The following is a 25,077-nucleotide window of genomic DNA, read 5'->3' on the forward strand; positions in this document are numbered from 1 at the left end:
CTGCTAGGCTGAAGCTGCGAGCCGCCACGAATGCACGCATCATCGGGCTTTTACGCCCCCCTTCGCCGTCTGCAACCGACGTACTTTTGTCCAGCAGCGCCGCGCTGTTTGAGCTGTATATGCGCCGCTTTCGGGCGCTCTGATGACGGAAAAATACGCAGGCAGGGGAGGAAAAAGCCATATGCGACATCGCCAGTACTCAAAGCGACCCGTTCCGTACTGGTTACGACCCCACCAGTAGGCGATTGCCCGGCGCTGGTGGATTATCAAAAGCGACTCGTATTGCACGGCCTCGCATCCTGCCCTCTGCAGGCCTGGTTGACCGGACCCTGAGAAAGCCCGGCAGCCCTCGCGAACCCGAAGATAAAATCACAGGAGTCCATCCATGAAAGGTTCACCCTCGCTGTTGCTGGCCGCGTTGCTGTCCGCCCCCTTGCTGGCCCAGGCCGCAGAACCCGAGCAGTGTCAGACGGTACGTTTTTCTGATGTCGGCTGGACCGACATCACGGTAACCACCGCGACCACCAGCGTTGTGCTCGAAGCACTGGGCTACAAGACCCACACCACCATGATTTCGGTACCGGTGACCTACAAGTCGCTGGCCACCGGCAAGGACCTGGACGTGTTTCTCGGCAACTGGATGCCGACCATGGAAAACGACATCAAGCAGTACCGTGATGCCGGTACTGTCGAAACCGTGCGCGCCAACCTGGAAAACGCCAAGTACACCTTGGCCGTGCCCCAGTCGCTGTACGACAAGGGCCTCAAGGACTTTGCCGACATTCCCAAGTTCAAGAAGGAACTGGACGGCAAGATCTACGGCATCGAACCGGGCAACGACGGCAACCGCACCATCCAGAGCATGATCGACAAGAACGCCTTCGGCCTGAAGGACGCCGGTTTCAAGATCGTGCAGTCCAGTGAGGCCGGCATGCTGTCCCAGGTCGACAGGTCGCAGAAGCGCGGGGAGGCGATCGTGTTCCTAGGCTGGGAACCTCACCCGATGAACACCCGCTTCAAGATGCAGTACCTGACCGGCGGGGACGACTTTTTCGGCCCTGAATTGGGCAAGGCAACCGTGCTGACCAATACCCGCAAGGGCTATGTGCAGGAGTGCAGCAACGTAGGGCAACTGCTCAAGAACCTGTCGTTCGAGCTCAAGGATGAAAGCACCATGATGGGCTATGTCCTGGACGACAAGATGAAACCCGAGGCAGCTGCCAAGAAGTGGCTCAAGGACAACCCAGGCAAGCTGGACGCCTGGCTCGCCGGGGTGACCACCGTGGACGGCAAACCCGGCCTTGAGGCGGCCAAAGCCAAACTGACGCAATAACGCAAGACGCCAAGGCAACACCGCGGGGCGGGACCGTGCTCGCCCCGGACTGATTTCAATCTTTGCAGGTGGAAGCTCGCTATCATGCTTATCGATCAGAAAATACCCCTGGGTCAGTACATCGCGTCATTCGTCGAATGGCTGACCCAGAATGGCGCCGATTACTTCGACGCCATCGCCCAAGGCCTGGAATTCATGATCCATGGCGTCACCAGCACCCTGACCTGGTTCAACCCGTTCGTCCTCATCGCCCTGTTCGCCGCCCTCGCGCACCTGATCCAGCGTAAATGGGCACTGACGGTGTTCGTCGCCCTCTCCTTTCTGCTGATCCTCAACCTGGGGTACTGGCAGGAGACCATGGAAACCCTGGCACAAGTCACCTTTGCCACCGTGGTCTGTGTGGCCATCGGCGTGCCGCTGGGTATCGTCGCTGCGCATAAACCGATGTTCTACACCGTGATGCGCCCGGTGCTCGACCTGATGCAGACAGTGCCGACCTTCGTTTACCTGATCCCTACCCTGACCCTGTTCGGCCTGGGTGTGGTGCCTGGGCTGATCTCCACGGTGGTGTTCGCCATCGCCGCGCCGATTCGCCTGACCTACCTGGGCATCTGTGACGTCCCGCAGGAGCTGCTGGACGCCGGCAAGGCCTTCGGCTGCTCGCGGCGCCAGTTGCTGACCCGCATCGAACTGCCCCACGCGATGCCCAGCATCGCCGCCGGTGTCACCCAGTGCATCATGCTGTCGCTGTCGATGGTGGTGATCGCCGCCCTGGTGGGTGCCGACGGCCTGGGCAAACCCGTGGTCAACGCACTGAACACCGCCGATATTTCCCTGGGCTTCGAAGCGGGCCTGGCGATCGTACTGCTGGCCATCATGCTCGACCGTATCTGCAAGCAACCGGAAGTCACGGCAAGGGGTGAAGCATGAGCATCATTCGTTTCGAAGACGTCGACGTCATCTTCTCCAACAAGCCGCGCGAGGCCCTGGCACTACTCGACCAGGGCAAGACCCGCGAGCAGATCCTCAAGCAGACCGGCCTTGTGGTCGGCGTCGAAAAGGCCAACCTGGACATCAACAAGGGCGAGATCTGTGTGCTGATGGGCTTGTCCGGTTCGGGCAAGTCGAGCCTGCTGCGCTGCATCAACGGCCTGAACACCGTCAGCCGCGGCAAGCTGTTCGTCGAGCACGAAGGCCAGCACATCGACATTGCCCACTGCACCCCGGCGGAGCTCAAGATGATGCGCACCAAGCGCATCGCCATGGTGTTCCAGAAGTTCGCCCTGATGCCCTGGCTGACGGTGCGCGAGAACATCAGCTTTGGCCTGGAAATGCAGGGCCGCCCTGAAAAGGAACGGCGCAAGCTGGTGGACGAGAAGCTCGAGCTGGTGGGGTTGACCCAGTGGCGCAACAAGAAGCCGGACGAACTCTCCGGCGGCATGCAGCAGCGCGTGGGCCTGGCTAGGGCGCTGGCCATGGACGCCGACATCCTGCTGATGGACGAACCGTTCTCGGCCCTCGACCCGCTGATCCGCCAGGGCTTGCAGGACGAGTTGCTGGAGCTGCAGCGCAAGCTCAACAAGACCATCGTGTTCGTCAGCCACGACCTGGACGAAGCGCTCAAGCTGGGCAGCCGCATCGCCATCATGAAGGACGGGCGGATCATCCAGTACAGCAAGCCCGAGGAGATCGTGCTCAACCCGGCGGACGAGTATGTGCGCACCTTCGTGGCCCACACCAACCCGCTGAACGTACTGTGCGGCCGCAGCCTGATGCGCACCCTGGACAACTGCAAGCGAATCAACGGTTCGGTGTGCCTGGACCCAGGCATCGACTCGTGGCTGGACCTGGGCGAAGGCGGCTCGCTCAAGCGTGCACGCCAGGGGCAGAACGGGCTGGACCTGCAGAACTGGGCGCCAGGGGAGGATGTCGAGTTGCTGGAACGCCGGCCTACGCTGGTCAATGCCGATATCGGCATGCGCGAAGCGCTGCAGATCCGTTACCAGACCGGCAACAAGCTGGTGCTGCAGGATAACGACAAGGTGGTGGGGATACTTGGGGATACCGAGCTTTACCACGCGCTGCTTGGGAAGAACCACGGGTGATGCAACTGGGGCCGCTGTGCGGCCCTTTCGCGACACAAGGCCGCTCCTACAAAAGGCGTATCTGTAGGCGCGGCCTTGTGTCGCGAAAGGAGGGCAAAGCCCTCCCAACAATCCATCAGCGAACGACGATACCGCGTGCAGCCATGTAGGCCTTGGCCTCCGGCACCGTGTACTCACCGAAGTGGAAGATGCTCGCCGCCAGCACCGCGCTGGCATGCCCTTCCAGAATCCCGTCAGCCAGGTGCTGCAGGTTACCCACACCACCCGATGCGATCACCGGAATGCCCAGCGCATCGCTGATGGCGCGGGTCACACCCAGGTCAAAACCGTTCTTCATGCCGTCCTGGTCCATGCTGGTCAGCAGGATCTCACCGGCCCCCAGGCCTTCCATCTTCTTCGCCCACTCGACGGCGTCCAGCCCGGTCGGCTTGCGCCCGCCATGGGTGAAGATTTCCCAGCGCGGCGCTTCACCGGGCGCTGACACCTTCTTGGCATCGATGGCCACCACGATGCACTGCGAACCGAAACGGTCGGCAGCCTCACCCACGAACTCTGGGTTGAACACCGCAGCGGTGTTGATCGAAACCTTGTCGGCACCGGCATTGAGCAGGTTGCGGATGTCCTGCACGGTACGCACGCCACCGCCCACGGTCAGCGGGATGAACACCTGGCTGGCCATGCGCTCGACGGTATGCAGGGTGGTGTCGCGGCCATCGACGCTGGCGGTGATGTCGAGGAAGGTGATTTCGTCGGCACCCTGCTCGTTGTAGCGACGGGCAATTTCCACCGGGTCGCCGGCATCACGAATGTTCTCGAACTTGACGCCCTTGACCACCCGGCCGTTGTCCACGTCCAGGCAAGGGATGATGCGCTTGGCCAGTGCCATGGTTCAGTCCTCAGCCTTTGTAGTTGTCGCAGAAGGCCTGGGCCTCGGCGACATCGAGGGTGCCTTCGTAGATGGCACGGCCAGTGATGGCACCTACGATGCCTGGGGCCTTGGCGTCCAGCAGGGTCTTGATGTCACCCAGGTTGTGGATGCCGCCCGAGGCGATCACCGGGATCGAGGTGGCCGCTGCCAGCGCTGCGGTGAATGGCACGTTGCAACCCTGCATCATGCCGTCCTTGGCGATGTCGGTGTAGACGATCGCCGAGACGCCATCGGCCTCGAAACGCTTGGCCAGGTCGATGACCTGCACCGAGCTCACTTCAGCCCAGCCGTCGGTGGCGACGAAACCGTCCTTGGCGTCCAGGCCGACGATGACCTTGCCGGGGAAGGCCTTGCACGCTTCGGCGACGAACTCTGGCTGCTTGACTGCCTTGGTGCCGATGATCACATAGCTGACGCCGGCCTTGACGTAGTGCTCGATGGTTTCCAGCGACCGGATGCCGCCGCCGATCTGGATCGGCAGGTTCGGGTAACGCTTGGCGATGGCGGTGACCACCTCACCGTTGACCGGCTGGCCTTCGAAGGCGCCGTTGAGGTCGACCAGGTGCAGGCGGCGGCAACCACCCTCGACCCACTTGGCGGCCATGCTCACCGGGTCGTCGGAAAATACCGTGGAGTCTTCCATGCGGCCCTGGCGCAGGCGCACGCAGGCACCGTCCTTCAGATCGATAGCGGGGATAATCAGCATGCTCTTTCCTTCGTCAATTCAAGCGGCAAGCTGCAAGCGACAAGCTGCAAGCATGCGCGTCGTGTTTTCGATGGCGGTCCAGCTTTGGCTTGCAGCTTGAGGCTTGAAGCTTTCAGCTTTTTTCCAACGCCCACAGGTCGCTCTCGATGCTCTCGAACCGCTCCTTGAGGTGCAGCTGAACATCGGCAATCGCCCTGTTGTAGTAATGGGGTGCAATCTCTTTGCTGAACACGTCGAGGACCTCGGCCACCTCGAACGACCCCAGCTGCAGCTCGAAGCGGTCTTCGAGGAAGCGCTTGAGGGTGTCGAGCGCTTCGCGCTCCTGCTCGGGGGCCAGGGTGATGACGGGGGCCTTGATCTTCGACCTGCTCATTTACCAGCGCCCGTCCCAGGCGACGAAGTTCTGCAGCAGCTGCAGGCCATGGGTATGGCTCTTCTCCGGGTGGAACTGCACGGCAAAGCGCGAACCCTCGGCCAGCGCGGCAGCGAAGTCGACGCCATAATGGCCGCGACCGACCACCTGGCCCGGCTTGCCGGCATTGATGTAGTAGCTGTGCACAAAATAGAAGCGCGCACGATCAGAGATGTCGTGCCACAGCGGGTGGTCGACGGCCTGGGTGACTTCGTTCCAGCCCATGTGCGGCACTTTCAGGTGCTCACCACCTTCCTGCAGGTCTTTACCGAAGAAGCGCACCTGGCCAGGGAACAGGCCGATGCAGTCGACACCGTCGTTTTCTTCGCTGTGGTCCAGCAGCGCCTGCATGCCGACACAGATGCCCAGGAACGGCCGGTCCTGGCTGACTTCACGCACCAGGCTGTCGAAGCCCAGGCGGCGGATTTCGGCCATGCAGTCGCGAATCGCGCCCACGCCGGGGAACACCACACGGTCAGCCTCGCGAATCACCGCAGCATCACTGGTGACCAGCACCTTGCCGGCGCCGACGTGCTCGAGCGCCTTGGCCACCGAGTGCAGGTTGCCCATGCCATAGTCGATTACGGCTACCGTCTGCATTTACAGGCATCCCTTGGTCGATGGCATCTGCCCGGCCATGCGCTCGTCCTGGGTCACGGCCATGCGCAGGGCACGACCAAAGGCCTTGAACACGGTTTCGATCTGGTGGTGGGTGTTGTGGCCACGCAGGTTGTCGATGTGCAGGGTAACCAAGGCATGGTTGACGAAGCCCTGGAAGAACTCCTGGAACAGGTCGACATCGAAGCCGCCAACGGTGGCGCGGGTGTACGGCACGTGCATCTGCAGGCCTGGGCGGCCGGAGAAGTCGATGACCACACGCGACAGCGCTTCGTCCAGCGGCACATAGGCATGGCCGTAACGGAAGATGCCTTTCTTGTCACCGATGGCCTGGGCGAATGCCTGGCCCAGCGTGATACCGACGTCTTCGACGGTATGGTGATCGTCGATATGCAGGTCACCCTTGCACTCGATATCCAGATCGATCAGCCCGTGTCGGGCAATCTGGTCGAGCATGTGTTCAAGGAAAGGCACGCCGATATCGAATCGGGCCTTGCCACTGCCATCGAGGTTGATCGAGCACTTGACCTGGGTTTCCAGGGTATTGCGCTCGACGGAAGCCTTACGTTCGACCATCACCAGCTCCGCAAAATCATTGGGCGAAAAGGGCTCCATTATAGGCCCAGAACGCTCACGCTTGGAACGCGGATGACATATGGCATTGCAAGGGGCTGCTCTGCAGCCCGATCGCCGGCAAGCCGGCCCCCAGAGGCCTCCCCAAAACTCATGCTTGGTGGAGAAGCTTGCAGGAGCCGGCTTGCCGGCGATGAGGCCATCACAGCCAGCCAGTCAGCTGGCTGTGATGCACCTCAGTGGAACAACACCGCCGTCTTCTGCAGGGTAATCCACACCCCCCAGGCCAGCGGAATCACCACCACCGCCCAAGCGATCAGCACCAGCGGCAGGCTGCCAGGCGCAGCATGCCACTCCAGCGAACGCGCGCCGTCGGCACCTTTGTCGTGGCTCAGGGCACGCTCGGCCGCAAGCTCGGCATCGCTCATGAAGTGCTTGTCGGCCACCGGGCGCACCAGCAGGTTGCAGACGAAGCCCAGCACCAGCAGGCCAGCGAGGATGTACAGGGTCATGTCATAAGCCGCCGCACGCTCCACACCCGCCGCCAACTGGTACTCACGCAGGTAAGTGATCAGCACCGGGCCCAGCACGCCGGCAGCGGCCCAGGCCGTCAACAGGCGACCGTGGATGGCACCGACCATCTGCGTACCGAACAGGTCGGCCAGGTAGGCCGGCACCGTTGCGAAACCACCGCCGTACATGGACAGGATGATGCAGAACGCCGCTACGAACAGTGCCACGTTGCCCAGGTGGCCCATGTTCGGTACCAGGCTGTAGAGGCCCACACCCAAGGCGAAGAAGGCGAAGTAGGTGTTCTTGCGGCCGATGTAGTCCGAGAACGATGCCCAGAAGAACCGCCCACCGATGTTGAACAGGCTCAGCAGGCCGGTGAAGCCAGCGGCAATGGCGGCAATCTGCGCCAATTGTGCAGCGTTCAGCTCGCTGAAGCTCAGCTCGTTGCCCAGCAGTTTGCCGGCAAACACTTCCTGCAGCAGTGGCGACGCCATGCCCAGGATGCCGATGCCCGCAGAAACGTTCAGGCACAGCACCAGCCAGATCAGCGCGAACTGCGGGGTTTTCCAGGCAACGCTGACGTGCACGTGACGGTCGGTGACCATCGCATTGGCTTTCTTCACCGGCGCGGTCCAGCCTTCAGGCTTCCAGCCGGTCGGCGGCACGCGGTACGCCAGGGCGCCTGCGGTCATGAACACAAAGTAGATCGCCGCCATCACCACGAAGCTCTGCCACACACCCACTTCATGCTCATTGCCGAAGTGCCCCATCAGCGCAGTGGCCAACGGTGCACCGACCATGGCGCCGCCGCCAAAGCCCATGATCGCCATGCCAGTGGCCATGCCGCGCTTGTCCGGGAACCACTTGATCAGGGTCGAAACCGGCGAGATGTAGCCCAGGCCCAGGCCAATACCGCCGATCACGCCGGAGCCCAGCCACATCAGCCATAGCTGGTGGGTCTTCACGCCAATTGCCGAAATCAGCATGCCGCCGCACCAGCACAGGGCCGACACCAGGCCAGCCTTGCGCGGCCCGGCGTGTTCCAGCCAACCGCCCAGCACCGCTGCCGAGCAACCGAGGAACACGAAGAACAGGGTGTAGATCCAGCTCAGCATGGAAATGGGCCAGTCGCACTCGGCGCTGAACATGCGGGCAATGAAGCCCATGTCCGCCGAGCACGCTACCGGGGCCGTGATGCCGATGGCCTGGGACAGCGGCAGCCAGAAGACGGAAAAACCGTAGGCCATGCCGATGCACAGGTGGATGGCCAACGCGGCCGGGGGTACCAACCAGCGGTTGAAGCCCGGGCGGGCGATGATGCGCTCCTTCGACAGGAAGCTTGGCGCGCTGGCCACTGCTCCTGCCGTGATACTGCTGTTCATGGATGTGATCCTTATGTAGGTAGACGATGCGTGCGCATTGAATGCCCGGCTCTTCTGGTTGCACGTAAGGCTCGGCCGTTTCAGGGCAACGTCCCGCGACAATACGTCGCGGCCGCTTCGCAGGCGGCGAAAGAGTACCAGTTCGCCTATGACATGAAAGCAATCTGATATCGTTATTTTTTGCCCGGCTGAATCGGTATTGCTGCCAAGCCAGCAAAAAGGAACTGCCCAAACCACAACTGTCGAAAGCCACAACACCTGATCAATTGGTAGGAAATGCTCTGTATCTCTTGTCGAATACTCTGGGCATACCACTGCGGCGCTATACTCTGGCGCTTGAAAATCAAATACGGACTACAAGGACTCGCCCATGAAAGCGTTCGGCAAACTCCTGGGACTGGGGCTTCTCGGGTTGCTGCTGATCATCGTGGCGCTGGGCTTCGCCCTGACCCACCTCTTCGATCCCAACGACTACAAAGACGAGATCCGCCAGTTGGCGCGCGACAAGGCCCACGTCGAGCTGACCCTCAATGGCGACATCGGCTGGAGCCTGTTCCCGTGGCTGGGCCTGGAGCTTCACGAAGCCAGCATCGCCACCCTGAACAAGCCCAAGGAACCGTTCGCCGACTTGCAGATGCTTGGCCTGTCGGTACGCGTGCTGCCCCTGCTGCGCCGTGAAGTGCAGATGAGCGATGTGCGCGTCGAAGGCCTCAACCTGACCCTGAACCGTGATGAACAGGGCCATGGCAACTGGGAAGACATCGGCAAGCCGCTGCCTGCGCAAACCGACCCAACCGCCAGTGCACCTGCGCCTGCCGAGCAGCCCGGCGCACCTGCAGAGGGCAGCAGCGAACGTGCGGTCAAGCTCGACATCGACAGCCTGACCGTGAACAACGCCCGCGTGCACTTCAGCGATGCCAAGACCGGCCAGAGCTACAGCGCCGAAAGCATCCAGCTGAGCACCGGCCCGATTCACGAGGGCGCGAACATCCCGCTCAAGGCCAGCGCCTTCCTCAGCGCCAGCCAGCCGAACATGAAGGCACGCACCGAACTTGCCGGCGAGCTGCGCTTTGACCGCAAGCTCAAGCGCTACAACTTCGAGGACATGCGCCTGTCTGGCGAAACCTCGGGCGAGCCTCTGGCCGGCAAGACCATGACCTTCGCGGCCCAAGGCCAGCTGTTGGTCGACATGGCAGCCAACGTCGCCTCCTGGAATGGCCTGAAAATCTCGGCCAACCAGCTGCGCGCCCTTGGCGAGCTGAACCTGCGCGACCTGGACAAGACGCCGCAGCTCAGCGGTGGGCTGTCCATCGCCCAGTTCGACCTGCGCACCTTCCTCGATGGCGTCGGCCATCCGCTGCCGGCCACCAACGACCCCGCCGCCTTCAACAAGCTGGAGCTGGTCAGCCGCCTGCAGGGCACGCCAAGCAGCCTGGCCCTGGAAGACCTCGCCGTAAAACTCGACGACAGCACCTTCAGCGGCCGCGTTGCCGTCGAGGACTTTGCCAAGCAAGCCCTGCGCGTGCAGCTCAAGGCCGACAAGTTCGACGCCGACCGCTACATGCCGGCCAAGAGCGAAGCAGCCAAGGGTGCCACCGCAGCGCGCCAGAACGAGGTCAAGCAACAGGAAGCCAGCGCCATCGCCGGTGCCGGCAGTTCGCCGCTGCCAAACGCGCCCACCCAGGTTGCCTGGAGCAACGACAAGCTGCTGCCGGTGGACCGACTTCGCACGCTCGACCTGCAGGCCGACCTGGCCTTCGGCTCGTTGACCCTGGACAAGCTGCCGATCAGCGACGCGCAGCTGCAAGCGAACGGCCAGGGCGGCCTGATCACCTTGCAAACCTTGCGCGGTGGCCTTTACGACGGCAGTTTCGAAGCCAAGGGCACCGTAGATGTGCGCCCAGCCGTGCCGCAGATCGGCGTCAATACCAAGATCAACCGCGTGCCGGTGGAGCACTTCATCAAGGCTGAAGACAAAGACCAGGCCCCGCCGGTCAAAGGCCTGCTGACCCTGACCAGCGACCTGACAGCCACCGGTAACAGCCAGAAGGCACTGGTGGACACCCTCAACGGCAACGCAAACTTCACCATCAACGACGGCGTGCTGGTCAACGCCAACCTGGAACAGCAGCTCTGCCAGGCCATCGCCACCCTCAACCGCAAGACGCTCAGCGGCGAGCCACGCGGCAAGGACACGCCGTTCGAAGAACTGCGCGGCAGCCTGGTGGTGCGCAACGGCGTGGCCAGCAACCCGGACCTCAAGGCGCGCATCCCAGGCCTTACCGTCAACGGCCACGGCGACCTCGACCTGCGCGTGCTGGGCATGGACTACAACGTCGGCGTGATCGTCGAAGGTGACCAGCGTGCCATGCCCGACCCGGCGTGCCAGGTCAACGAGCGTTACGTCGGCGTCGAACTGCCGCTGCGTTGCCGTGGCCCGCTGGAGCTTGGCGCCAAGGCCTGCCGCCTGGACCAGGACGGCCTGGGCAAGGTTGCCGCCAAACTGGCCGGCAACCGCCTCAAAGACAAGATCGATGAAAAGCTCGATGAAAAACTCGGAGACAAAGTGAGCCCAGAATTGAAAGACGCGCTCAAGGGGCTGTTCAAGCGATGAGCCCTGCGCAGTTCTCCAGCGCCGTGCTGGACTGGTACGACCAGCACGGCCGACACGACCTGCCCTGGCAACAGGGCATCAACCCTTACCGGGTGTGGGTGTCGGAAATCATGCTGCAACAGACCCAGGTCAGCACCGTGCTGAACTACTTCGACCGCTTCATGCAGGCCCTGCCCACCGTGCAGGCGCTGGCCGACGCCCCGGAAGACGAAGTGCTGCACCTGTGGACCGGCCTGGGTTACTACACCCGCGCACGCAACCTGCAGAAGGCCGCCAGGATCGTCGTCGAGCAACACGGCGGCGAGTTCCCGCGCAGTGTCGAACAGCTTACCGAGCTGCCAGGTATCGGCCGCTCCACCGCCGGTGCCATTGCCAGCATCAGCATGGGTATCCGTGCGCCGATCCTGGACGGCAATGTCAAACGCGTGCTGGCCCGCTTTACCGCCCAAGCCGGCTACCCGGGCGAACCGAAGGTGGCCAATGCCCTGTGGGCCACTGCCGAGCGCTTTACCCCGCAACAGCGCGCCAACCACTACACCCAGGCGATGATGGACCTGGGCGCCACGCTGTGCACCCGCAGCAAGCCGAGTTGCCTGTTGTGCCCCGTGCGCAGCAGCTGCGAAGCGCACTTGCACGGCGAGGAAACGCGCTACCCCGAGCCCAAACCGCGCAAGGCCCTGCCCCAGCGGCGCACCCTGATGCCGCTGTTGGCCAACCATGAAGGCGCCATCCTGCTTTACCGCCGCCCGTCCAGCGGCCTCTGGGGTGGCCTGTGGAGCCTGCCCGAGCTGGACGCCATCGAGCAGCTCGATGACCTGGCCTACCAGCATGGCCTGCGCCTGGCCGAAAGCCGCGCGCTGGACGGCCTGACCCATACCTTCAGCCATTTCCAGCTGGCGATCGAGCCTTGGCTGGTGCGTGTCGACCCGGTCGGCCAGCACGTGGCCGAGGCCGACTGGCTCTGGTATAACCTCGCCACCCCGCCGCGCCTGGGCCTCGCCGCCCCGGTCAAAAAGCTGCTCAAACGCGCGGCCGACGAACTGATTGCAGGAGATGCCCGATGACCCGCACCGTGATGTGCCGCAAATACAAAGAACAACTGCCAGGCCTGGAGCGCCCGCCTTACCCCGGCGCCAAGGGCCAGGACATCTTCGAGCACATCTCGCAGCAAGCCTGGGCCGACTGGCAGAAGCACCAGACCATGCTGATCAACGAGAAGCGCCTGAACATGATGAACGCCGAGGACCGCAAGTACCTTCAGGGCGAGATGGACAAGTTTTTCGCCGGCGAAGATTACGCGCAGGCGGAAGGTTACGTTCCACCGGCCGAATGACCCCAAAAATCGTAAGCGACGGAATTAATTTAAAATTTTTTCAAAAAGTCGTTGACGAGCGGTCTGGAAATCTATTTAATTCACCTCGTCGCCCAGATAGCTCAGTCGGTAGAGCAGAGGATTGAAAATCCTCGTGTCGGCGGTTCGACTCCGTCTCTGGGCACCACCTTCAGCTTCTGGTGGTTGCAAAGTTACCCGAAGCGACAACAAGAAACCCGCCTAGTGCGGGTTTTTTGTTGTCTGGGATTTCTCATCCTGTTATGCCTACCCCGTATAGTTGACCCGCATCAACTAACCCCCTCTCGCTCAAACCCACAATTGCAGGCGAACATTCGAATCGACCTCGCAAGGACCTCCATGAGCGAAGAATCCCCCCTACTGCTCCCCGCCCCCGCCGAACCGACGCCCAGCACCACACCAAAGCCTCGGGCCCGCCGCGCCCGTCAGCGCAAACCTGAGCCATCCATCACCCAGGTCAGCCAGGAACCCGCAGCACTGGAAGTGGCCAGCGCGCCGAAAGGCAGCAACGAGGACAGCACCTCTGCCCGCCTGCCGGCGAGCTACCCCTACCCGACCCGCATGCGCCGCCAGGAATACGAGAAGGCCAAGCACGCGCTGCAGATCGAGCTGCTGAAGGTACAAAGCTGGGTCAAGGACACCGGCCAGCGCGTGGTAGTGCTGTTCGAAGGGCGGGATGCGGCAGGCAAGGGCGGCACCATCAAGCGCTTCATGGAGCACCTGAACCCGCGGGGTGCGCGCATCGTCGCGCTGGAGAAGCCTTCCGAGCAGGAAAAGGGCCAGTGGTATTTCCAGCGCTATATCCAGCACCTGCCCACGGCCGGTGAAATGGTGTTCTTCGACCGCTCCTGGTACAACCGCGCCGGGGTCGAGAAGGTGATGGAGTTCTGCACACCGCTGCAGTACCTGGAGTTCATGCGCCAGGCGCCAGACCTGGAGCGCATGCTGTGCAACAGCGGCATCCTGCTGTTCAAGTACTGGTTCTCGGTGAACCGTGAAGAGCAGTTGCGCCGCTTCATCTCGCGCCGGGACGACCCGCTCAAGCACTGGAAGCTCTCGCCCATCGACATCAAGTCGCTGGATAAATGGGAGGACTACACCGCCGCCAAGGAGGCAATGTTCTTCCACACCGACACTGGCGACGCACCGTGGACGGTGATCAAGTCCGATGACAAGAAGCGCGCACGGATCAACTGCATCCGGCATTTCCTGCATTCGCTGGATTACCCGGGCAAGGACCCCAGCGTGGCGTACGCGCCGGATGACTTGCTGGTTGGCCGGGCTTCGCGCGGGTTCGAGGAGGATGAAGGGCCTGCGCTCGACAGTTGAAGGCCGGGGCCTGCAAGGGGTGCTCCGGTCTGCTGGGCGCTAGCAACGCTTGGGTTTGCTCGGCAAGTGCGATTCAATACGCACATTTTCGCCCCCAAGGATTTCCAGCCCCATGGCCACCAATACCAAGCAACAGAAACGCGCCAAACGCGCCGCCAGCAAAGCCAAGCAAAACCGCATGGTACGCAGTGGCCAGGCAGTGAAAGCCAGCGCCGGTGACAGCACCAGCATCGAGCAGGTGTTCAACAAGGCAATGGAGACCGACAGCTATAAAGAGCTGTTCGTGAAGATGAAGGCCGCCCAGGAGACCAGCCTGGTCTCGATGATCTCGGTGTTCCTGGTCGACCCGCTGCTGGCACTGGTGCTCAAGGGCCACAAGGAAGAGCACGCCACCGACTACATCGTGCTGGTGTTCAACGCCTACCGCACCTGGCTCGATGGCGCCGACGAAGACACCACCATGGCCTGGCTGGAAAGCGACGAGTTCCAGGAAGCCTATATCGCTGCTTCCGAACTGGTGGCCAAGCAGCAACAGCAGCAGAAACAGTTCGGCTGAATGCTCACCGGCCCTATCGCCGGCAAGCCGGCGATAGGGCCAGACCAGGCAAACAAAAAAAGGCCGCACCCTACACAGGACGCGGCCTTTTCATTACAGCCAGCGCGGATCAGTTATCCAGCGCCACCCGCCCGGCAGCCTGGCGCTTGCGGTGCACCAGCAAGCCAGCCGCCACCACACCAATGCTCAGCAGCGCCGTCGCGATGATCTCCGCACGGTGATCCTCACGCAGCGCCATCACCACCAGCACGGCAACGATGAAGGCAATGCTCGCCCAGGTCAGGCCCGGGAACAGCCACATCTTGAAGTCGATCTTTTCACCGCGCGCTTCACGCTGGCTACGCATGCGCAGCTGCGAAATGGCGATCACCAGGTAAACCAGCAGCGCGATAGCGCCGGAGCTTGCCAGCAGGAACTCGAACACCTGGGCAGGCGCCACGTAGTTGGCGAACACACACAGGAACGCCGCAGCGGTGGACAGCAACACGGCCACATGCGGGGTCGCCGCCTTGGTGGTGCGCTGTGCAATAGCCGGGGCATCACCGCGCTTGCTCAGCGAGAACAGCATGCGCGACGAGGTGTACAGCGCCGAGTTCAGGCAGCTGGTTACAGCGATCAACACCACGATGTCGACGATCAGCTTGGCATTCGGCACGCCGATGCGGCTCAGCACGGTCTGGTACGAGCCGGCCTCGGCCAGCGCCGGATCGTTCCACGGCACCAGGGCCACGACCAGGAAAATCGACACCAGGTAGAACAGGCAGATACGCCAGATCACCGAGTTGGTGGCACGGCTGATCTGCTTGCCTGGGTCTTTCGATTCGGCAGCAGCGATGGTGACGATCTCGGTACCCATGAACGAGAACATGGTGGTCAGCATGGCCGCCAGCACGGCGCCCAAGCCATTGGGCATGAAGCCCTGGGTGTCGAACAGGTGGCTGGCACCGCTCACCTGGCTACTCGGCATCATGCCGAACATGGCGATACAGCCAACGACGATGAAACCGATGATCGCCAGCACCTTGAGCAGAGCGAACCAGAACTCGAACTCACCGTAGTTCTTCACACTGCACAGGTTGGTCAGGGTCAGCGCCAAGGTGATCAGCAGGGAGAAGGCCCAGAGGTCGACGGCGGGGAACCAGGCATGCAGGATTGCTGCAGCGGCGTTGGCCTCCAGCGGGATCACCAGCACCCAGAACCACCAGTACAGCCAGCCGATGGTGAAACCGGCCCAGCGGCCAATGGCGCGGTCGGCGTAGGTGGAGAACGAACCGGTATCCGGCGAGGCGATCGCCATTTCACCCAGCATGCGCATCACCAGCACTACCAGGGTACCGGCAGCGGCGTAGGCCAGCAGCACGGCAGGGCCTGCCGCCGCGATGGCGTGGCCGGAGCCGACGAACAGGCCGGCGCCGATAACGCCAGCAATGGACAGCATGGTCACATGCCGTTGTTTGAGCCCCTGAGCGAGGTCATTGGAATTGTTACCGCTCATAAAACTACCTTTGTAAGGAGTGGACCGCCCGACTGTGAGTAAAAGCGCGCCCGGGGGTTGATTTAGGCGTCGCTGCAATCGGCGGTTTCCATAGGGCAATAAGCGGGCCACCTACCCCATGCATTCATCAGGTGAAGTTGGCAGGCCGCAAAACAAGCGGCTTGCAGGGCATTCGGCCAAGCCCTGACCGAAAGGCCATCAAAAGCAATAGCAAAGGCCAGATTACAGAAATACCCACTTACAATCGCACCAAAGGTGCTCCTCGGTAACACCTTTGCACTGTTGCAAGGCATGAAAGTGCAACCCTGTGGTACAACCCTTCACTTGGATGGGCCTGTTGTGGGTAACCCCGAATACTCGCCAGCGACAGCGCCTTTAGCCGCAAATGGCCCAAAAGCGCTTCCCAGTGCTGCCCAAAGCTGGCACCATCGCGCCTTTTTTCATCAAGGCTATGGAGCTGGGCGAGACCCTCGCGGACATCTGCGCGACGTTGCGCTGCAGCGATGCGACAAACTGCCCCAGCATTGCCCAAAGCCCCTTGCGACCCTGTTGGCCGCCCTGATGCCGCTATGCTAGCTTGGCGCACGCCAGGAAGGCCGCCAACAGCTGGGAACGCACCCGAACACATGAGGACCGCACATGGCCCAGGCCACGCCCGCGCTGGAAATCCGCAACCTGCACAAACGCTACGGCGACCAGGAAATTCTCAAGGGCATTTCGCTGACCGCGCGTGACGGTGACGTGATCTCCATTCTGGGATCATCCGGCTCCGGCAAGTCCACCCTGCTGCGCTGCATCAACCTGCTGGAAAACCCGCACCAGGGCGAAATCCTGGTTGCCGGTGAGGCTCTCAAGCTCAAGGCCGCCAAGAACGGCGACCTGATCGCTGCCGACAACCGCCAGATCAATCGCCTGCGCAGCGAGATCGGCTTCGTCTTCCAGAATTTCAACCTGTGGCCACACATGTCGATCCTCGACAACATCATCGAGGCGCCACGCCGCGTGCTCGGCCAGAGCAAGGCCGAAGCCACCGAAGCCGCTGAGGCCCTGCTGAACAAGGTCGGCATCTACGACAAGCGCCACAGCTACCCCGCCCAGCTTTCCGGTGGCCAGCAGCAGCGTGCTGCCATCGCCCGCACCCTGGCCATGCGGCCTAAAGTCATCCTGTTCGATGAGCCAACCTCGGCGCTCGATCCGGAAATGGTCCAGGAAGTGCTTAACGTTATCCGCGCACTGGCCGAAGAAGGCCGTACCATGCTGCTGGTGACGCACGAGATGAACTTTGCCCGCCAGGTGTCCAGTGAAGTGGTTTTCCTGCACCAGGGCCTGGTTGAAGAGCAAGGATCGCCGCAGCAGGTCTTCGAAAACCCGACCTCGGCGCGTTGCAAGCAATTCATGTCCAGCCACCGCTAACGGAGCAACACATGCAGACTTACAAGAAATTCCTCCTGGCAGCTGCCGCCACGCTGGTGTTTTCGGCCAACGCCATGGCTGCAGAAAAACTGCGCATGGGTATCGAGGCGGCCTACCCGCCGTTCAACAACAAGGACGCCAGCGGTAACGTGGTCGGCTTTGACAAAGACATCGGCGACGCCCTGTGCGCCAAGATGAAAGTCGAGTGCTCGGTCGTCACCTCCGACTGGGACGGCATCATCCCGGCCCTCAATGCCAAGAAGTTCGACTTCCTGGTGTCGTCGCTGTCGATCACCGACGAGCGCAAGCAGGCCGTCGACTTCACCGACCCGTACTACTCCAACAAGCTGCAGTTCATCGCGCCGAAGAACGTCGACTTCAAGACCGACGCGAGCTACCTCAAAGGCAAGATCATCGGCACCCAGCGCGCCACCCTGGCCGGTACCTGGCTGGAAGACACCTACGGCAGCGACATCGACATCAAGCTGTACGACACCCAGGAAAACGCCTACCTCGACCTGATCTCTGGCCGAGTGGACGGCATCCTGGCCGACAAGTACGTGCAGTACGAGTGGCTCAAGAGCAAGGACGGCATGAACTTCGAGTTCAAAGGCGAACCTGTGGTCGACAGCGACAAGATCGGCATCGCCGTACGCAAGGGTGACCCGCTGCGCGAGAAGCTGAACAAAGCCCTGGCAGAAATCAAGGCTGACGGAACGTACAAGAAGATCAACGACAAGTACTTCCCATTCAGCATCGAATGATTCGCCCCGACCAGCGCGCCCTTGCGGCGCGCCGGTCCCTAGAACGACCCTGCCCATGAATATCGACCTGCACGGATTCGGTCCGGCCCTGGCGGCTGGCACCCTGATGACCGTAAAACTGGCGCTTTGCGCCTTGCTGCTGGGGCTGGTCCTGGGCCTGCTCGGCGCCCTGGCCAAAACCTCCCCGCTCAAGCCACTGCAATGGCTTGGCGGCTTCTACTCGACCCTGGTTCGCGGCGTGCCCGAGCTGCTCTGGGTCCTGCTTATCTATTTCGGCACCGTCGGCCTGATGAACAGCCTCGGCGAAGCCCTCAACATGCCCGGCCTGGAACTCAGCGCCTTCGCCGCCGGCGTGATCGCTCTGGGCCTGTGCTTCGGCGCCTACGCCACTGAAGTATTCCGTGGCGCCATCCTGGCGATCCCCAAGGGCCACCGTGAAGCCGGCCTGGCGCTGGGCCTGTCCAAAGCGCGCATCCTGTCGCGGATCATCCTCCCGCAAATGTGGCGCATCGCCCTGCCGGGCCTTGGCAACCTGTTCATGATCCTGATGAAGGACACCGCCCTGGTGTCGGTGATCGGCCTGGAAGAAATCATGCGCCACGCGCAGATCGGCGTGACCGTGACCAAAGAGCCGTTCACCTTCTACATGGTCGCGGCCTGCATCTACCTGGGCCTGACCGTGGTCGCCATGACCGGCATGCACTTCATGGAAAAACGCGCCGCTCGCGGCTTTGCGAGGGCCGAACAATGAACTGGGAAGTGATCATCAAGTGGCTGCCGCGCCTGGCCCAGGGTGCCACCCTGACCCTGGAACTGGTAGCCATCGCGGTCGTTGCCGGGCTGATCCTGGCGATCCCGCTGGGTATCGCCCGCTCGTCGCGGCACTGGTACGTGCGCGCCCTGCCCTTCAGCTACATCTTCTTCTTCCGTGGCACACCGCTGCTGGTGCAGCTGTTCCTGGTCTACTACGGCCTGGCGCAGTTCGATGCAGTGCGTTCGAGCAGCCTCTGGCCCTACCTGCGCGATCCGTTCTGGTGCACGGTGCTGACCATGACCCTGCACACCGCAGCCTACATCGCCGAGATCCTGCGCGGCGCGCTGCAGTCGATCCCCAAGGGTGAAATTGAAGCGGCGCGGGCGCTGGGCATGTCCCGTGGCAAGACGCTGTTCTACATCATGCTGCCCCGCGCTGCGCGCATCGGCCTGCCGGCCTACAGCAACGAAGTGATCCTGATGCTCAAGGCCAGCGCCCTGGCCAGTACGGTGACCCTGCTGGAGCTGACCGGCATGGCACGGACCATCATTGCTCGTACCTACCTGCCGGTGGAGATCTTCTTCGCTGCCGGGGTGTTCTACCTGGTGATCTCGTTCGTACTGGTGCAAGGCTTCAAGCTACTGGAGCGCTGGTTGCGGGTGGATGCCTGCCAAGGGCGTTAAAACCCCACGGGCTGCTCTGCAACCCACCGCCGTCAAGCCGGCTTGATGGCGGTGGGGCCCTTCACCTCAACCAGTGCCAAGCCCCATGCCCCCTTTCCTCCACAGCCACCAACTACGCGAACGCTTCCTGGCCCTCGACCAGTTCCTGACCGAGCACCAGCAGCTGTGGAAACCCAGGCCCTTCACCACCCTGCGCCTGGACTGGGAAGCCGAACACCCCGCACTGTCCGCCCACCTGCGCCAATGCAGCCTGAGCGATGCCGAAGCCGACCTTGACCCCCAGGGCGTGCCCGCACCTTTTCCACACCTTGCCCGGCAAGCCCAACAGCTCAGCGCCCTGGGCGAGCTGCCCGACACCGGCCTGCCCCCCGCCGCACACCGCCTGGACGTCAACGTCCCGGGCCGTAAGTGGCAGCAGATCGAGGCCTTCAGCCGCCGCCTGAACTTTCGCACGCAGACCCACCACTGGCTGGACTGGTGCTCAGGCAAAGGCTACCTCGGCCGCCGCCTGCTGCAGCCCGGCCAGCAGCTGACCTGCCTGGAGTACGACGCCCAACTGGTCAGCGCCGGCCAAGCCCTGAGTGACCACCACCAGTTGCCGGCAACCCACGTGCACCAGGATGTCATGGCAGCGGACAGCCGCCGCCACCTGGGCGGCGACAAGAGCGTGGTGGCCCTGCATGCCTGCGGCGACCTGCATGTGCACTTGCTGCGTGTGGCCAGTGAGCAAGGCTGCCGCCATCTCGCCGTGGCGCCCTGCTGCTACAACCGCATCCAGGGCGAGCAGTACCAGCCGTTATCCACAGCTGCGCAGCGCTCGGCGCTGCAGCTGTCGCTCCTCGACCTGGGCCTGCCGCTGAGCGAAACCGTGACCGCCGGCGCCCGGGTTCGCCACCAGCGCGACTGCTCCATGGCCCGGCGCCTGGGCTTCGACCTGCTGCAGCGCCGCCAGCGCCAGCGTGATGAATACCTGCCCACGCCGTCGCTGCCAGTTGCCTGGCTGGCCAAACCTTTCGAGCAGTACTGCCGCGACCTGGCCGAACTGCGTGAGCTTGAACTGACCATCAACCCCGACTGGGATGCCTTGGAAGCAGAGGGCTGGCAGCGCCTTGCCCAGGTGCGCAACCTGGAACGGGTACGCAATCTGTTCAGAAGGCCACTGGAAATGTGGCTGGTGCTCGAGCGCGCACTGTTTCTTGAAGAGCAAGGCTACGCCGTACGCCTGGGCACCTTTTGCGATTATCCACTCACCCCACGCAACCTGCTGCTGCTTGCCGAGCGCGACCGTTAGCCACAGCACAACCTGTGGATAAGTCTGTGAACAAGCTTGTGATGAATGGTTGGATCCAAGCGCTATTTCAAACGTTCGGCTTATTCCCGCCGCAGCTACAACCCCAGTAAAAACAGGCCTTTGCGCAAAGACCAGCGGTGCGCCGTATCGGCACGCCTTTCGCGCGAGGGGCTGATGCCTCTTGTGCATAAACAAAAATTCGATTAGGCAAACAGCGCTGGATTGGTGCAGCCGCTGCCTGATTGTGGGCGCCGGCTGCCCGGCCCCCACAGGTGCGTTCCAACTCAGTGCAGCTTGTTCTTCGCCATCTCGATATCGTTCATCAGTGCCTTGGCCAGCGCACTGAGGTAATCGGCGGCCCCCAGTAGCTTGTGGTCATCCTCCATGTCGCCTTCGCGCACCAGGTGCTTGATGTAGCCCAGCAATATCGAAACCTGTTCATAGGCGTCGTCCACAGGAATGCCGGGTTGTACGCGCAAGAGATCCACGGGCGGGTTGCCGACTTCGAGGAACGTCTCGATACCGGCTGTGGTGACAGGCTTTTTTTCAAGGCTCATGTGAACGACTCCCATCCTGCGCATCGTCCAAACGCCCCTTCGCATGCTGGATCAGCACATAGGCCGAATAAGCCGCATGGTTGGCATTTGCCAGCAGGTTCAGGCCGGGCTCGCCTGCGTGGTCACGGCAGTGGTCGTCCAGGGTTTCGACCACGACACGCAGGAGCTGGCCGGCGTGGGCGATGGCGTCGGGTGGGGATATGTCGCTGTGGATGGTGAAGTACGGGGTGGAGATGAGAGGGCGAGGTGGGTCTGGAACGATTTTCTTCATTTTTGAGATCCCTACATTCATTTAGGAGACCCCACCGCAATTCTTCTCACAGAAAAGAGGTGGCGACCGAACACGGGGTGAGAAACCGAGTGAATGTAGGAAGCTCGGCCAGACCGAGGTCTGCCCGTGCACGGTCACCATAAAAAGCAGCCGAAACATTCAAACGGGTTCTCACACCCGGTCACCAGGAATTGGCGACCCAGGAACGTTATCCCTGGGGCACTTCCCCGCCAACAGTGAAGCTTCGGTAGCGCTCGTAGGATAATTCCCAAGTGCTCCAGTACTGAAGCATTTGGTTTCAGATTCAGAAATACCTTACAGCTGCGCTCCGATAGAAAGAGCGCAACAGCCCCTGTGGGGCACGCCTTCCCGGGTGAAAGCACGCTGCCACAGGGGGCTTTGACTCAATGCAACTTGTTCTTGGCCATCTCGATATCGTTCATCAGTGCCTTGGCCAGCGCACTGAGGTAATCGGCGGCCCCCAGTAGCTTGTGGTCATCCTCCATGTCGCCTTCGCGCACCAGGTGCTTGATGTAGCCCAGCAATATCGAAACCTGTTCATAGGCGTCATCCACAGGAATGCCGGGTTGTACGCGCAAGAGATCCACGGGCGGGTTGCCGACTTCGAGGAACGTCTCGATACCGGCTGTGGTGACAGGCTTCGTTTCAAGGCTCATGTGAACGCTTCCCCATCCTGCGCATCGTCCAAACGCCGCTTCGCATGCTGGATCAGCACATAGGCCGAATAAGCCGCATGGTTGGCGTTTGCCAGCAGGTTCAGGCGGGGCTCGCCTGCGTGGTCACGGCAGTGGTCGTCCAGGGTTTCGACCACGACACGCAACAGCTGGCCGGCGTGGGCGATGGCGTCGGGTGGGGAGATATCGCTGTGGATGGTGAAGTACGGGGTGGAGATGAGAGGACGAGGTGGGTCTGGAACGATTTTCTTCATGGCTTAATCCTTATTCACTGAAAATGCATGCCACCAAATCTTTCTCACGGATTTGGGTGGCAGCCGTACGCGGGGTGAGAAACCGAGGGAATAAGGAAGCCCGGCCAGACCGAAGTCTGCCCGCGTACGGCAGCCATAGGGCTACCGCTTATTCACAGTCGGGTTCTCACACCCGGTCACCAGGAATTGGCGACCCAGGAACGGTATCCCTGGGGCACTTCCCCGCCAACAGTGAAGCTTCGGTAGCGCTCGTAGGATAATTCCCAAACCAATCGAACATGAAGCATTTGGTTTCAGATTCAGAAATACCTTACAACTGCGCTCCGAGCGAAAGAGCACCACCTCAACTTTTGGAGCGGGTTTACCCGCGAAGAGGCCTGCACAGTCATCACAATGCGAAGCAGATCCACCGCGAGCCCGGCCCAACGGTGTATGATCCGTCCCCCAAATCATTAAAAAGCTACGTCGCGCGCTGCCCCGCCAGCCACGCGACCGTCTGGCGTTGCGCCAGATTCGACATGGACTAACGGACCTAGACATCGTGCCCCACGCCAAATCCCTTGCCCTGCTGACCCTCTCCCTGGCCCTGACTGCCTGCTCCAATGGCAGCGGCACCACGCCACAGCACACCAGCAACCTGGACTGGAACACCCCCGGCATGCAGCTGGGCGGCGACAACGGCCTGCCCCTTCGCGTAGAAAGCCCCTGCCGCAAGCGCGGTTGCGACAACGACAAGCTGTTCTTCAACCCCGCCAAGACCGAACCAAACGTCAACACCATCCACCGCGGCTGGTAGGAAATTTCTCCTTTTAAGCCGGTGACTTAGGTCATTTTCAAACAATCGCAAGGAAGTGGTTTACAGGCGCCAACCGATCGTTATAATGACGCCCCATTGCCGGTATAGCTCAGATGGTAGAGCAACTGACTTGTAATCAGTAGGTCCCGGGTTCGATTCCTGGTGCCGGCACCATTCAAGGTTCCATAGAAAGCTTTCAAAATCTCTGGAACCCCCGAAAAACCCGCCTTCTGGCGGGTTTTTTCGTTTTGGCGTTCCGTCGGATGCCAAGGCATGCTCGTGAAGCCCAACGGTTGTAAAGGCTGGCGGCTCAGGTACGTGAAGCCCAATGGCCGCGAGGGCCTGACTTCACTCGGCAATTATCCGGTGGTCGGGCAGGCTAACGCTCGCCGTGAGCGCTTCGAGCTCGAACAACAAATCGTCAACGGCATTGACCCTATACAGGCCAAGGTGCCAGGTAGTGGCCTTGCTTGAGCAGATCCACTCGATCACCGGCAAGTTCGAGAGGTGTTCGCGGGGGATGCCAAGCCGTGGAAACCGATGTCCGAGAACACGGTGAATGCCGCGCTTAGGACGATGGGCTACGACACCAAGGTGGATATCTGCGGCCACGGGTTCCGAGCCATGGCGTGCAGTGCGCTGGTCGAGTCCGGGTTGTGGTCGGAGACGGCTATCGAGCGGCAGATGAGTCACAAGGAACGCAACAACTTACGGGCCGCCTATACCCACAAGGCCGAGTTCCTCGAAGAACGCCGGATGATCATGACCTGGTGGAGCCGGTATCTAGAGGCAAACCGCGAGGACCATGTGACGCCGCATGAGTTTGCCAAGCAGACGGGCGAGAACGTCACGCGCCTTCGCAGTGCCAAGGGGACCGAGTAACCCGCCGCACCACCACCTCAAACTCGCTGTGAAGTTACCCACAGCACCGCATGAAGCTCCTCCGCGCGGGTCCTTTCAAACGGGGCTGCAAAGCCGCACCGTTTGAAAGGACCATACCTAAGAAAAAAACTGCTGGCACAGATTACGTCTGTGGAAAACCACTGATGTCCACCGGGGGATAGTTTTATCCACAGGCGCTAAATCCCTGATATCGCGCTGCTTGACGAATATTGCCCACAAGCGTAGACCGGGAGTCGCAAGAGCTGTCGATGACAGCACCCCAGGTGACCCGAGCCTTAAAGGTCACGCCGCTCCTGCGGTGGTTCACCCGCAAGTACGATTCGCGTCCGGCAGCTCGTACGGTCACTACCCATGTGATGGATGCCACCTCAATATCGTTGCCCCTGCGGCAACCACCCTACCCATCTGCTCAGCAGCAGCCTATTCGCTTGGCCATTTCACGTGCGCCAACCTGCGCCCGTCTCTTTCACCGGAAAGAGACGGGCGCTCCTGACACTGCTGCAGCCCTCATCGCATTTGGCTTTGCGGCAACTTCACTCGTGACAATCGGCGTGACAAACGCCGATGTCATCAGCAACAGCGCTGTAGATGATGGTGCCGCAGACCAAGGAATGGACTGCACCTGACTGACAGTCAGGCATGCCCCGGTCATCGCATTGCTGCGTTCACCCGGCTCAGGATATCGCGGCACTGGTCTCGTCAGCCAATGCAGCCTCCGCCCGCCCATCGGTTACGGTGCTCAGGAGGCCAGATCATGAGATGCCCTTGCTCCCGGACGTAA

At 61.7% G+C, this 25,077-nt stretch carries 26 protein-coding genes, 2 tRNA genes and 1 pseudogene; 18 read left to right on the forward strand and 11 right to left on the reverse strand.

The genetic code is table 11. The features are described from left to right. The first annotated feature begins 385 nt into the window (after positions 1-385). From JOE27_RS15255 to choV, 3 genes are all read left to right on the forward strand, one after another. Positions 386-1,333: a choline ABC transporter substrate-binding protein gene (locus tag JOE27_RS15255; protein WP_046788304.1), complete on the forward strand. Its 948-nt coding sequence runs from the start codon at positions 386-388 to the stop codon at positions 1,331-1,333. 81 nt (positions 1,334-1,414) lie between these two features. After that, positions 1,415-2,263 carry a choline ABC transporter permease subunit gene (gene choW, locus JOE27_RS15260; RefSeq protein WP_177010808.1) on the forward strand — a complete coding sequence of 283 codons (849 nt, stop codon included), beginning with the start codon at positions 1,415-1,417 and terminating at the stop codon, positions 2,261-2,263. Next, on the forward strand, positions 2,260-3,438 hold the full coding sequence (choV, locus tag JOE27_RS15265; protein ID WP_046788302.1) for a choline ABC transporter ATP-binding protein: 1,179 nt from the start codon (positions 2,260-2,262) through the stop codon (positions 3,436-3,438). The genes choW and choV overlap by 4 nt, the downstream gene beginning before the upstream one ends. Before the next feature lie 115 nt (positions 3,439-3,553). On the opposite strand, the gene hisF is transcribed toward choV, so the two are convergent. From hisF to JOE27_RS15295, 6 genes are all read right to left on the reverse strand, one after another. Continuing rightward, positions 3,554-4,324 (reverse strand): imidazole glycerol phosphate synthase subunit HisF, encoded by a 771-nt coding sequence (hisF, locus tag JOE27_RS15270; protein WP_012316672.1) that lies wholly within the window; start codon positions 4,322-4,324, stop codon positions 3,554-3,556. Between the two features lie 10 nt (positions 4,325-4,334). Beyond that, positions 4,335-5,072, reverse strand: coding sequence for a 1-(5-phosphoribosyl)-5-[(5-phosphoribosylamino)methylideneamino]imidazole-4-carboxamide isomerase (hisA, locus tag JOE27_RS15275; RefSeq protein WP_012316673.1), 738 nt, complete (start codon positions 5,070-5,072; stop codon positions 4,335-4,337). A 112-nt stretch (positions 5,073-5,184) separates the two neighbouring features. Next, positions 5,185-5,445: a DUF2164 domain-containing protein gene (locus JOE27_RS15280; RefSeq protein WP_119687914.1), complete on the reverse strand. Its 261-nt coding sequence runs from the start codon at positions 5,443-5,445 to the stop codon at positions 5,185-5,187. Beyond that, positions 5,446-6,084 (reverse strand): imidazole glycerol phosphate synthase subunit HisH, encoded by a 639-nt coding sequence (hisH, locus tag JOE27_RS15285; protein WP_012316675.1) that lies wholly within the window; start codon positions 6,082-6,084, stop codon positions 5,446-5,448. Then, a complete protein-coding gene (gene hisB / locus JOE27_RS15290) occupies positions 6,085-6,678 on the reverse strand; it encodes an imidazoleglycerol-phosphate dehydratase HisB (protein ID WP_012316676.1) in 594 nt (197 codons plus the stop codon). Between the two features lie 233 nt (positions 6,679-6,911). Then, entirely contained in the window at positions 6,912-8,570 is a 1,659-nt protein-coding gene (locus tag JOE27_RS15295) for an OFA family MFS transporter (RefSeq protein WP_012316677.1), read from the reverse strand. A 370-nt stretch (positions 8,571-8,940) separates the two neighbouring features. On the opposite strand from JOE27_RS15295, the gene JOE27_RS15300 reads away from it, so the two are divergent. The 6 genes from JOE27_RS15300 (at position 8,941) to JOE27_RS15325 (ending at position 14,420) form a co-directional block, all read left to right on the forward strand. After that, positions 8,941-11,184, forward strand: a complete 2,244-nt coding sequence (locus tag JOE27_RS15300) for an AsmA family protein (protein ID WP_046788300.1) — start codon at positions 8,941-8,943, stop codon at positions 11,182-11,184. Next, positions 11,181-12,248 carry an A/G-specific adenine glycosylase gene (gene mutY / locus JOE27_RS15305; protein ID WP_204919131.1) on the forward strand — a complete coding sequence of 356 codons (1,068 nt, stop codon included), beginning with the start codon at positions 11,181-11,183 and terminating at the stop codon, positions 12,246-12,248. Before JOE27_RS15300 ends, mutY begins: the two co-directional genes overlap by 4 nt. Continuing rightward, positions 12,245-12,517, forward strand: a complete 273-nt coding sequence (locus tag JOE27_RS15310) for an oxidative damage protection protein (RefSeq protein ID WP_012316680.1) — start codon at positions 12,245-12,247, stop codon at positions 12,515-12,517. Before mutY ends, JOE27_RS15310 begins: the two co-directional genes overlap by 4 nt. A gap of 90 nt (positions 12,518-12,607) precedes the next feature. Then, a tRNA-Phe gene (locus JOE27_RS15315) sits at positions 12,608-12,683 on the forward strand. Positions 12,684-12,874: 191 nt separating this feature from the next. Further along, positions 12,875-13,864, forward strand: a complete 990-nt coding sequence (ppk2, locus tag JOE27_RS15320) for a polyphosphate kinase 2 (protein ID WP_046788297.1) — start codon at positions 12,875-12,877, stop codon at positions 13,862-13,864. 112 nt (positions 13,865-13,976) lie between these two features. After that, positions 13,977-14,420 (forward strand): hypothetical protein, encoded by a 444-nt coding sequence (locus JOE27_RS15325; RefSeq protein WP_174141962.1) that lies wholly within the window; start codon positions 13,977-13,979, stop codon positions 14,418-14,420. 109 nt (positions 14,421-14,529) lie between these two features. Here JOE27_RS15325 and gabP read toward each other — a convergent pair whose 3' ends face one another. Next, complete coding sequence (gene gabP / locus JOE27_RS15330) at positions 14,530-15,915, reverse strand: GABA permease (RefSeq protein ID WP_204919134.1); 1,386 nt, start codon at positions 15,913-15,915, stop codon at positions 14,530-14,532. A 639-nt stretch (positions 15,916-16,554) separates the two neighbouring features. Here gabP and JOE27_RS15335 point away from each other — a divergent pair. The 5 genes from JOE27_RS15335 to JOE27_RS15355 all read left to right on the forward strand — a co-directional run bounded on the left by JOE27_RS15335 (position 16,555) and on the right by JOE27_RS15355 (position 20,820). Next, the gene (locus JOE27_RS15335; protein ID WP_012316684.1) at positions 16,555-17,328 is read left to right on the forward strand and encodes an ABC transporter ATP-binding protein; all 774 of its coding nucleotides are present in this window, start codon (positions 16,555-16,557) and stop codon (positions 17,326-17,328) included. Positions 17,329-17,339: 11 nt separating this feature from the next. Continuing rightward, on the forward strand, positions 17,340-18,092 hold the full coding sequence (locus JOE27_RS15340; protein ID WP_115273105.1) for an ABC transporter substrate-binding protein: 753 nt from the start codon (positions 17,340-17,342) through the stop codon (positions 18,090-18,092). 55 nt (positions 18,093-18,147) lie between these two features. Further along, positions 18,148-18,843 (forward strand): ABC transporter permease, encoded by a 696-nt coding sequence (locus tag JOE27_RS15345; protein ID WP_012316686.1) that lies wholly within the window; start codon positions 18,148-18,150, stop codon positions 18,841-18,843. Further along, complete coding sequence (locus tag JOE27_RS15350) at positions 18,840-19,529, forward strand: ABC transporter permease (protein WP_046788295.1); 690 nt, start codon at positions 18,840-18,842, stop codon at positions 19,527-19,529. The genes JOE27_RS15345 and JOE27_RS15350 overlap by 4 nt, the downstream gene beginning before the upstream one ends. An 85-nt stretch (positions 19,530-19,614) precedes the next feature. Continuing rightward, entirely contained in the window at positions 19,615-20,820 is a 1,206-nt protein-coding gene (locus tag JOE27_RS15355; protein WP_204919137.1) for a methyltransferase, read from the forward strand. Between the two features lie 284 nt (positions 20,821-21,104). Here the strand turns inward: JOE27_RS15355 and JOE27_RS15360 are convergent, their stop codons facing one another. The 4 genes from JOE27_RS15360 to JOE27_RS15375 form a co-directional block, all read right to left on the reverse strand. Next, positions 21,105-21,377 carry a DUF3077 domain-containing protein gene (locus JOE27_RS15360; protein WP_204919140.1) on the reverse strand — a complete coding sequence of 91 codons (273 nt, stop codon included), beginning with the start codon at positions 21,375-21,377 and terminating at the stop codon, positions 21,105-21,107. Continuing rightward, positions 21,367-21,648 (reverse strand): hypothetical protein, encoded by a 282-nt coding sequence (locus JOE27_RS15365; protein ID WP_204919143.1) that lies wholly within the window; start codon positions 21,646-21,648, stop codon positions 21,367-21,369. Before JOE27_RS15365 ends, JOE27_RS15360 begins: the two co-directional genes overlap by 11 nt. 404 nt (positions 21,649-22,052) lie before the next feature. After that, a complete protein-coding gene (locus JOE27_RS15370; protein ID WP_115273108.1) occupies positions 22,053-22,325 on the reverse strand; it encodes a DUF3077 domain-containing protein in 273 nt (90 codons plus the stop codon). Continuing rightward, positions 22,322-22,597, reverse strand: a complete 276-nt coding sequence (locus JOE27_RS15375) for a hypothetical protein (RefSeq protein ID WP_204919146.1) — start codon at positions 22,595-22,597, stop codon at positions 22,322-22,324. The genes JOE27_RS15370 and JOE27_RS15375 overlap by 4 nt, the downstream gene beginning before the upstream one ends. A 541-nt stretch (positions 22,598-23,138) precedes the next feature. On the opposite strand from JOE27_RS15375, the gene JOE27_RS15380 reads away from it, so the two are divergent. The 4 genes and pseudogenes from JOE27_RS15380 to JOE27_RS24880 all read left to right on the forward strand — a co-directional run. Continuing rightward, on the forward strand, positions 23,139-23,393 hold the full coding sequence (locus JOE27_RS15380) for a hypothetical protein (protein ID WP_039604502.1): 255 nt from the start codon (positions 23,139-23,141) through the stop codon (positions 23,391-23,393). Positions 23,394-23,491: 98 nt separating this feature from the next. Beyond that, positions 23,492-23,567 (forward strand) — tRNA-Thr (locus JOE27_RS15385). Between the two features lie 99 nt (positions 23,568-23,666). Then, complete coding sequence (locus tag JOE27_RS24875; RefSeq protein WP_239539335.1) at positions 23,667-23,867, forward strand: Arm DNA-binding domain-containing protein; 201 nt, start codon at positions 23,667-23,669, stop codon at positions 23,865-23,867. Next, a pseudogene (locus tag JOE27_RS24880) lies at positions 23,854-24,275 on the forward strand (tyrosine-type recombinase/integrase); the annotation flags it as partial. The gene JOE27_RS24875 and the pseudogene JOE27_RS24880, both read left to right, overlap by 14 nt. Positions 24,276-25,077 lie beyond the last annotated feature (802 nt).

The organism is Pseudomonas sp. M5 (assembly GCF_016907075.1).
GTDB lineage: Bacteria > Pseudomonadota > Gammaproteobacteria > Pseudomonadales > Pseudomonadaceae > Aquipseudomonas > Aquipseudomonas putida_E.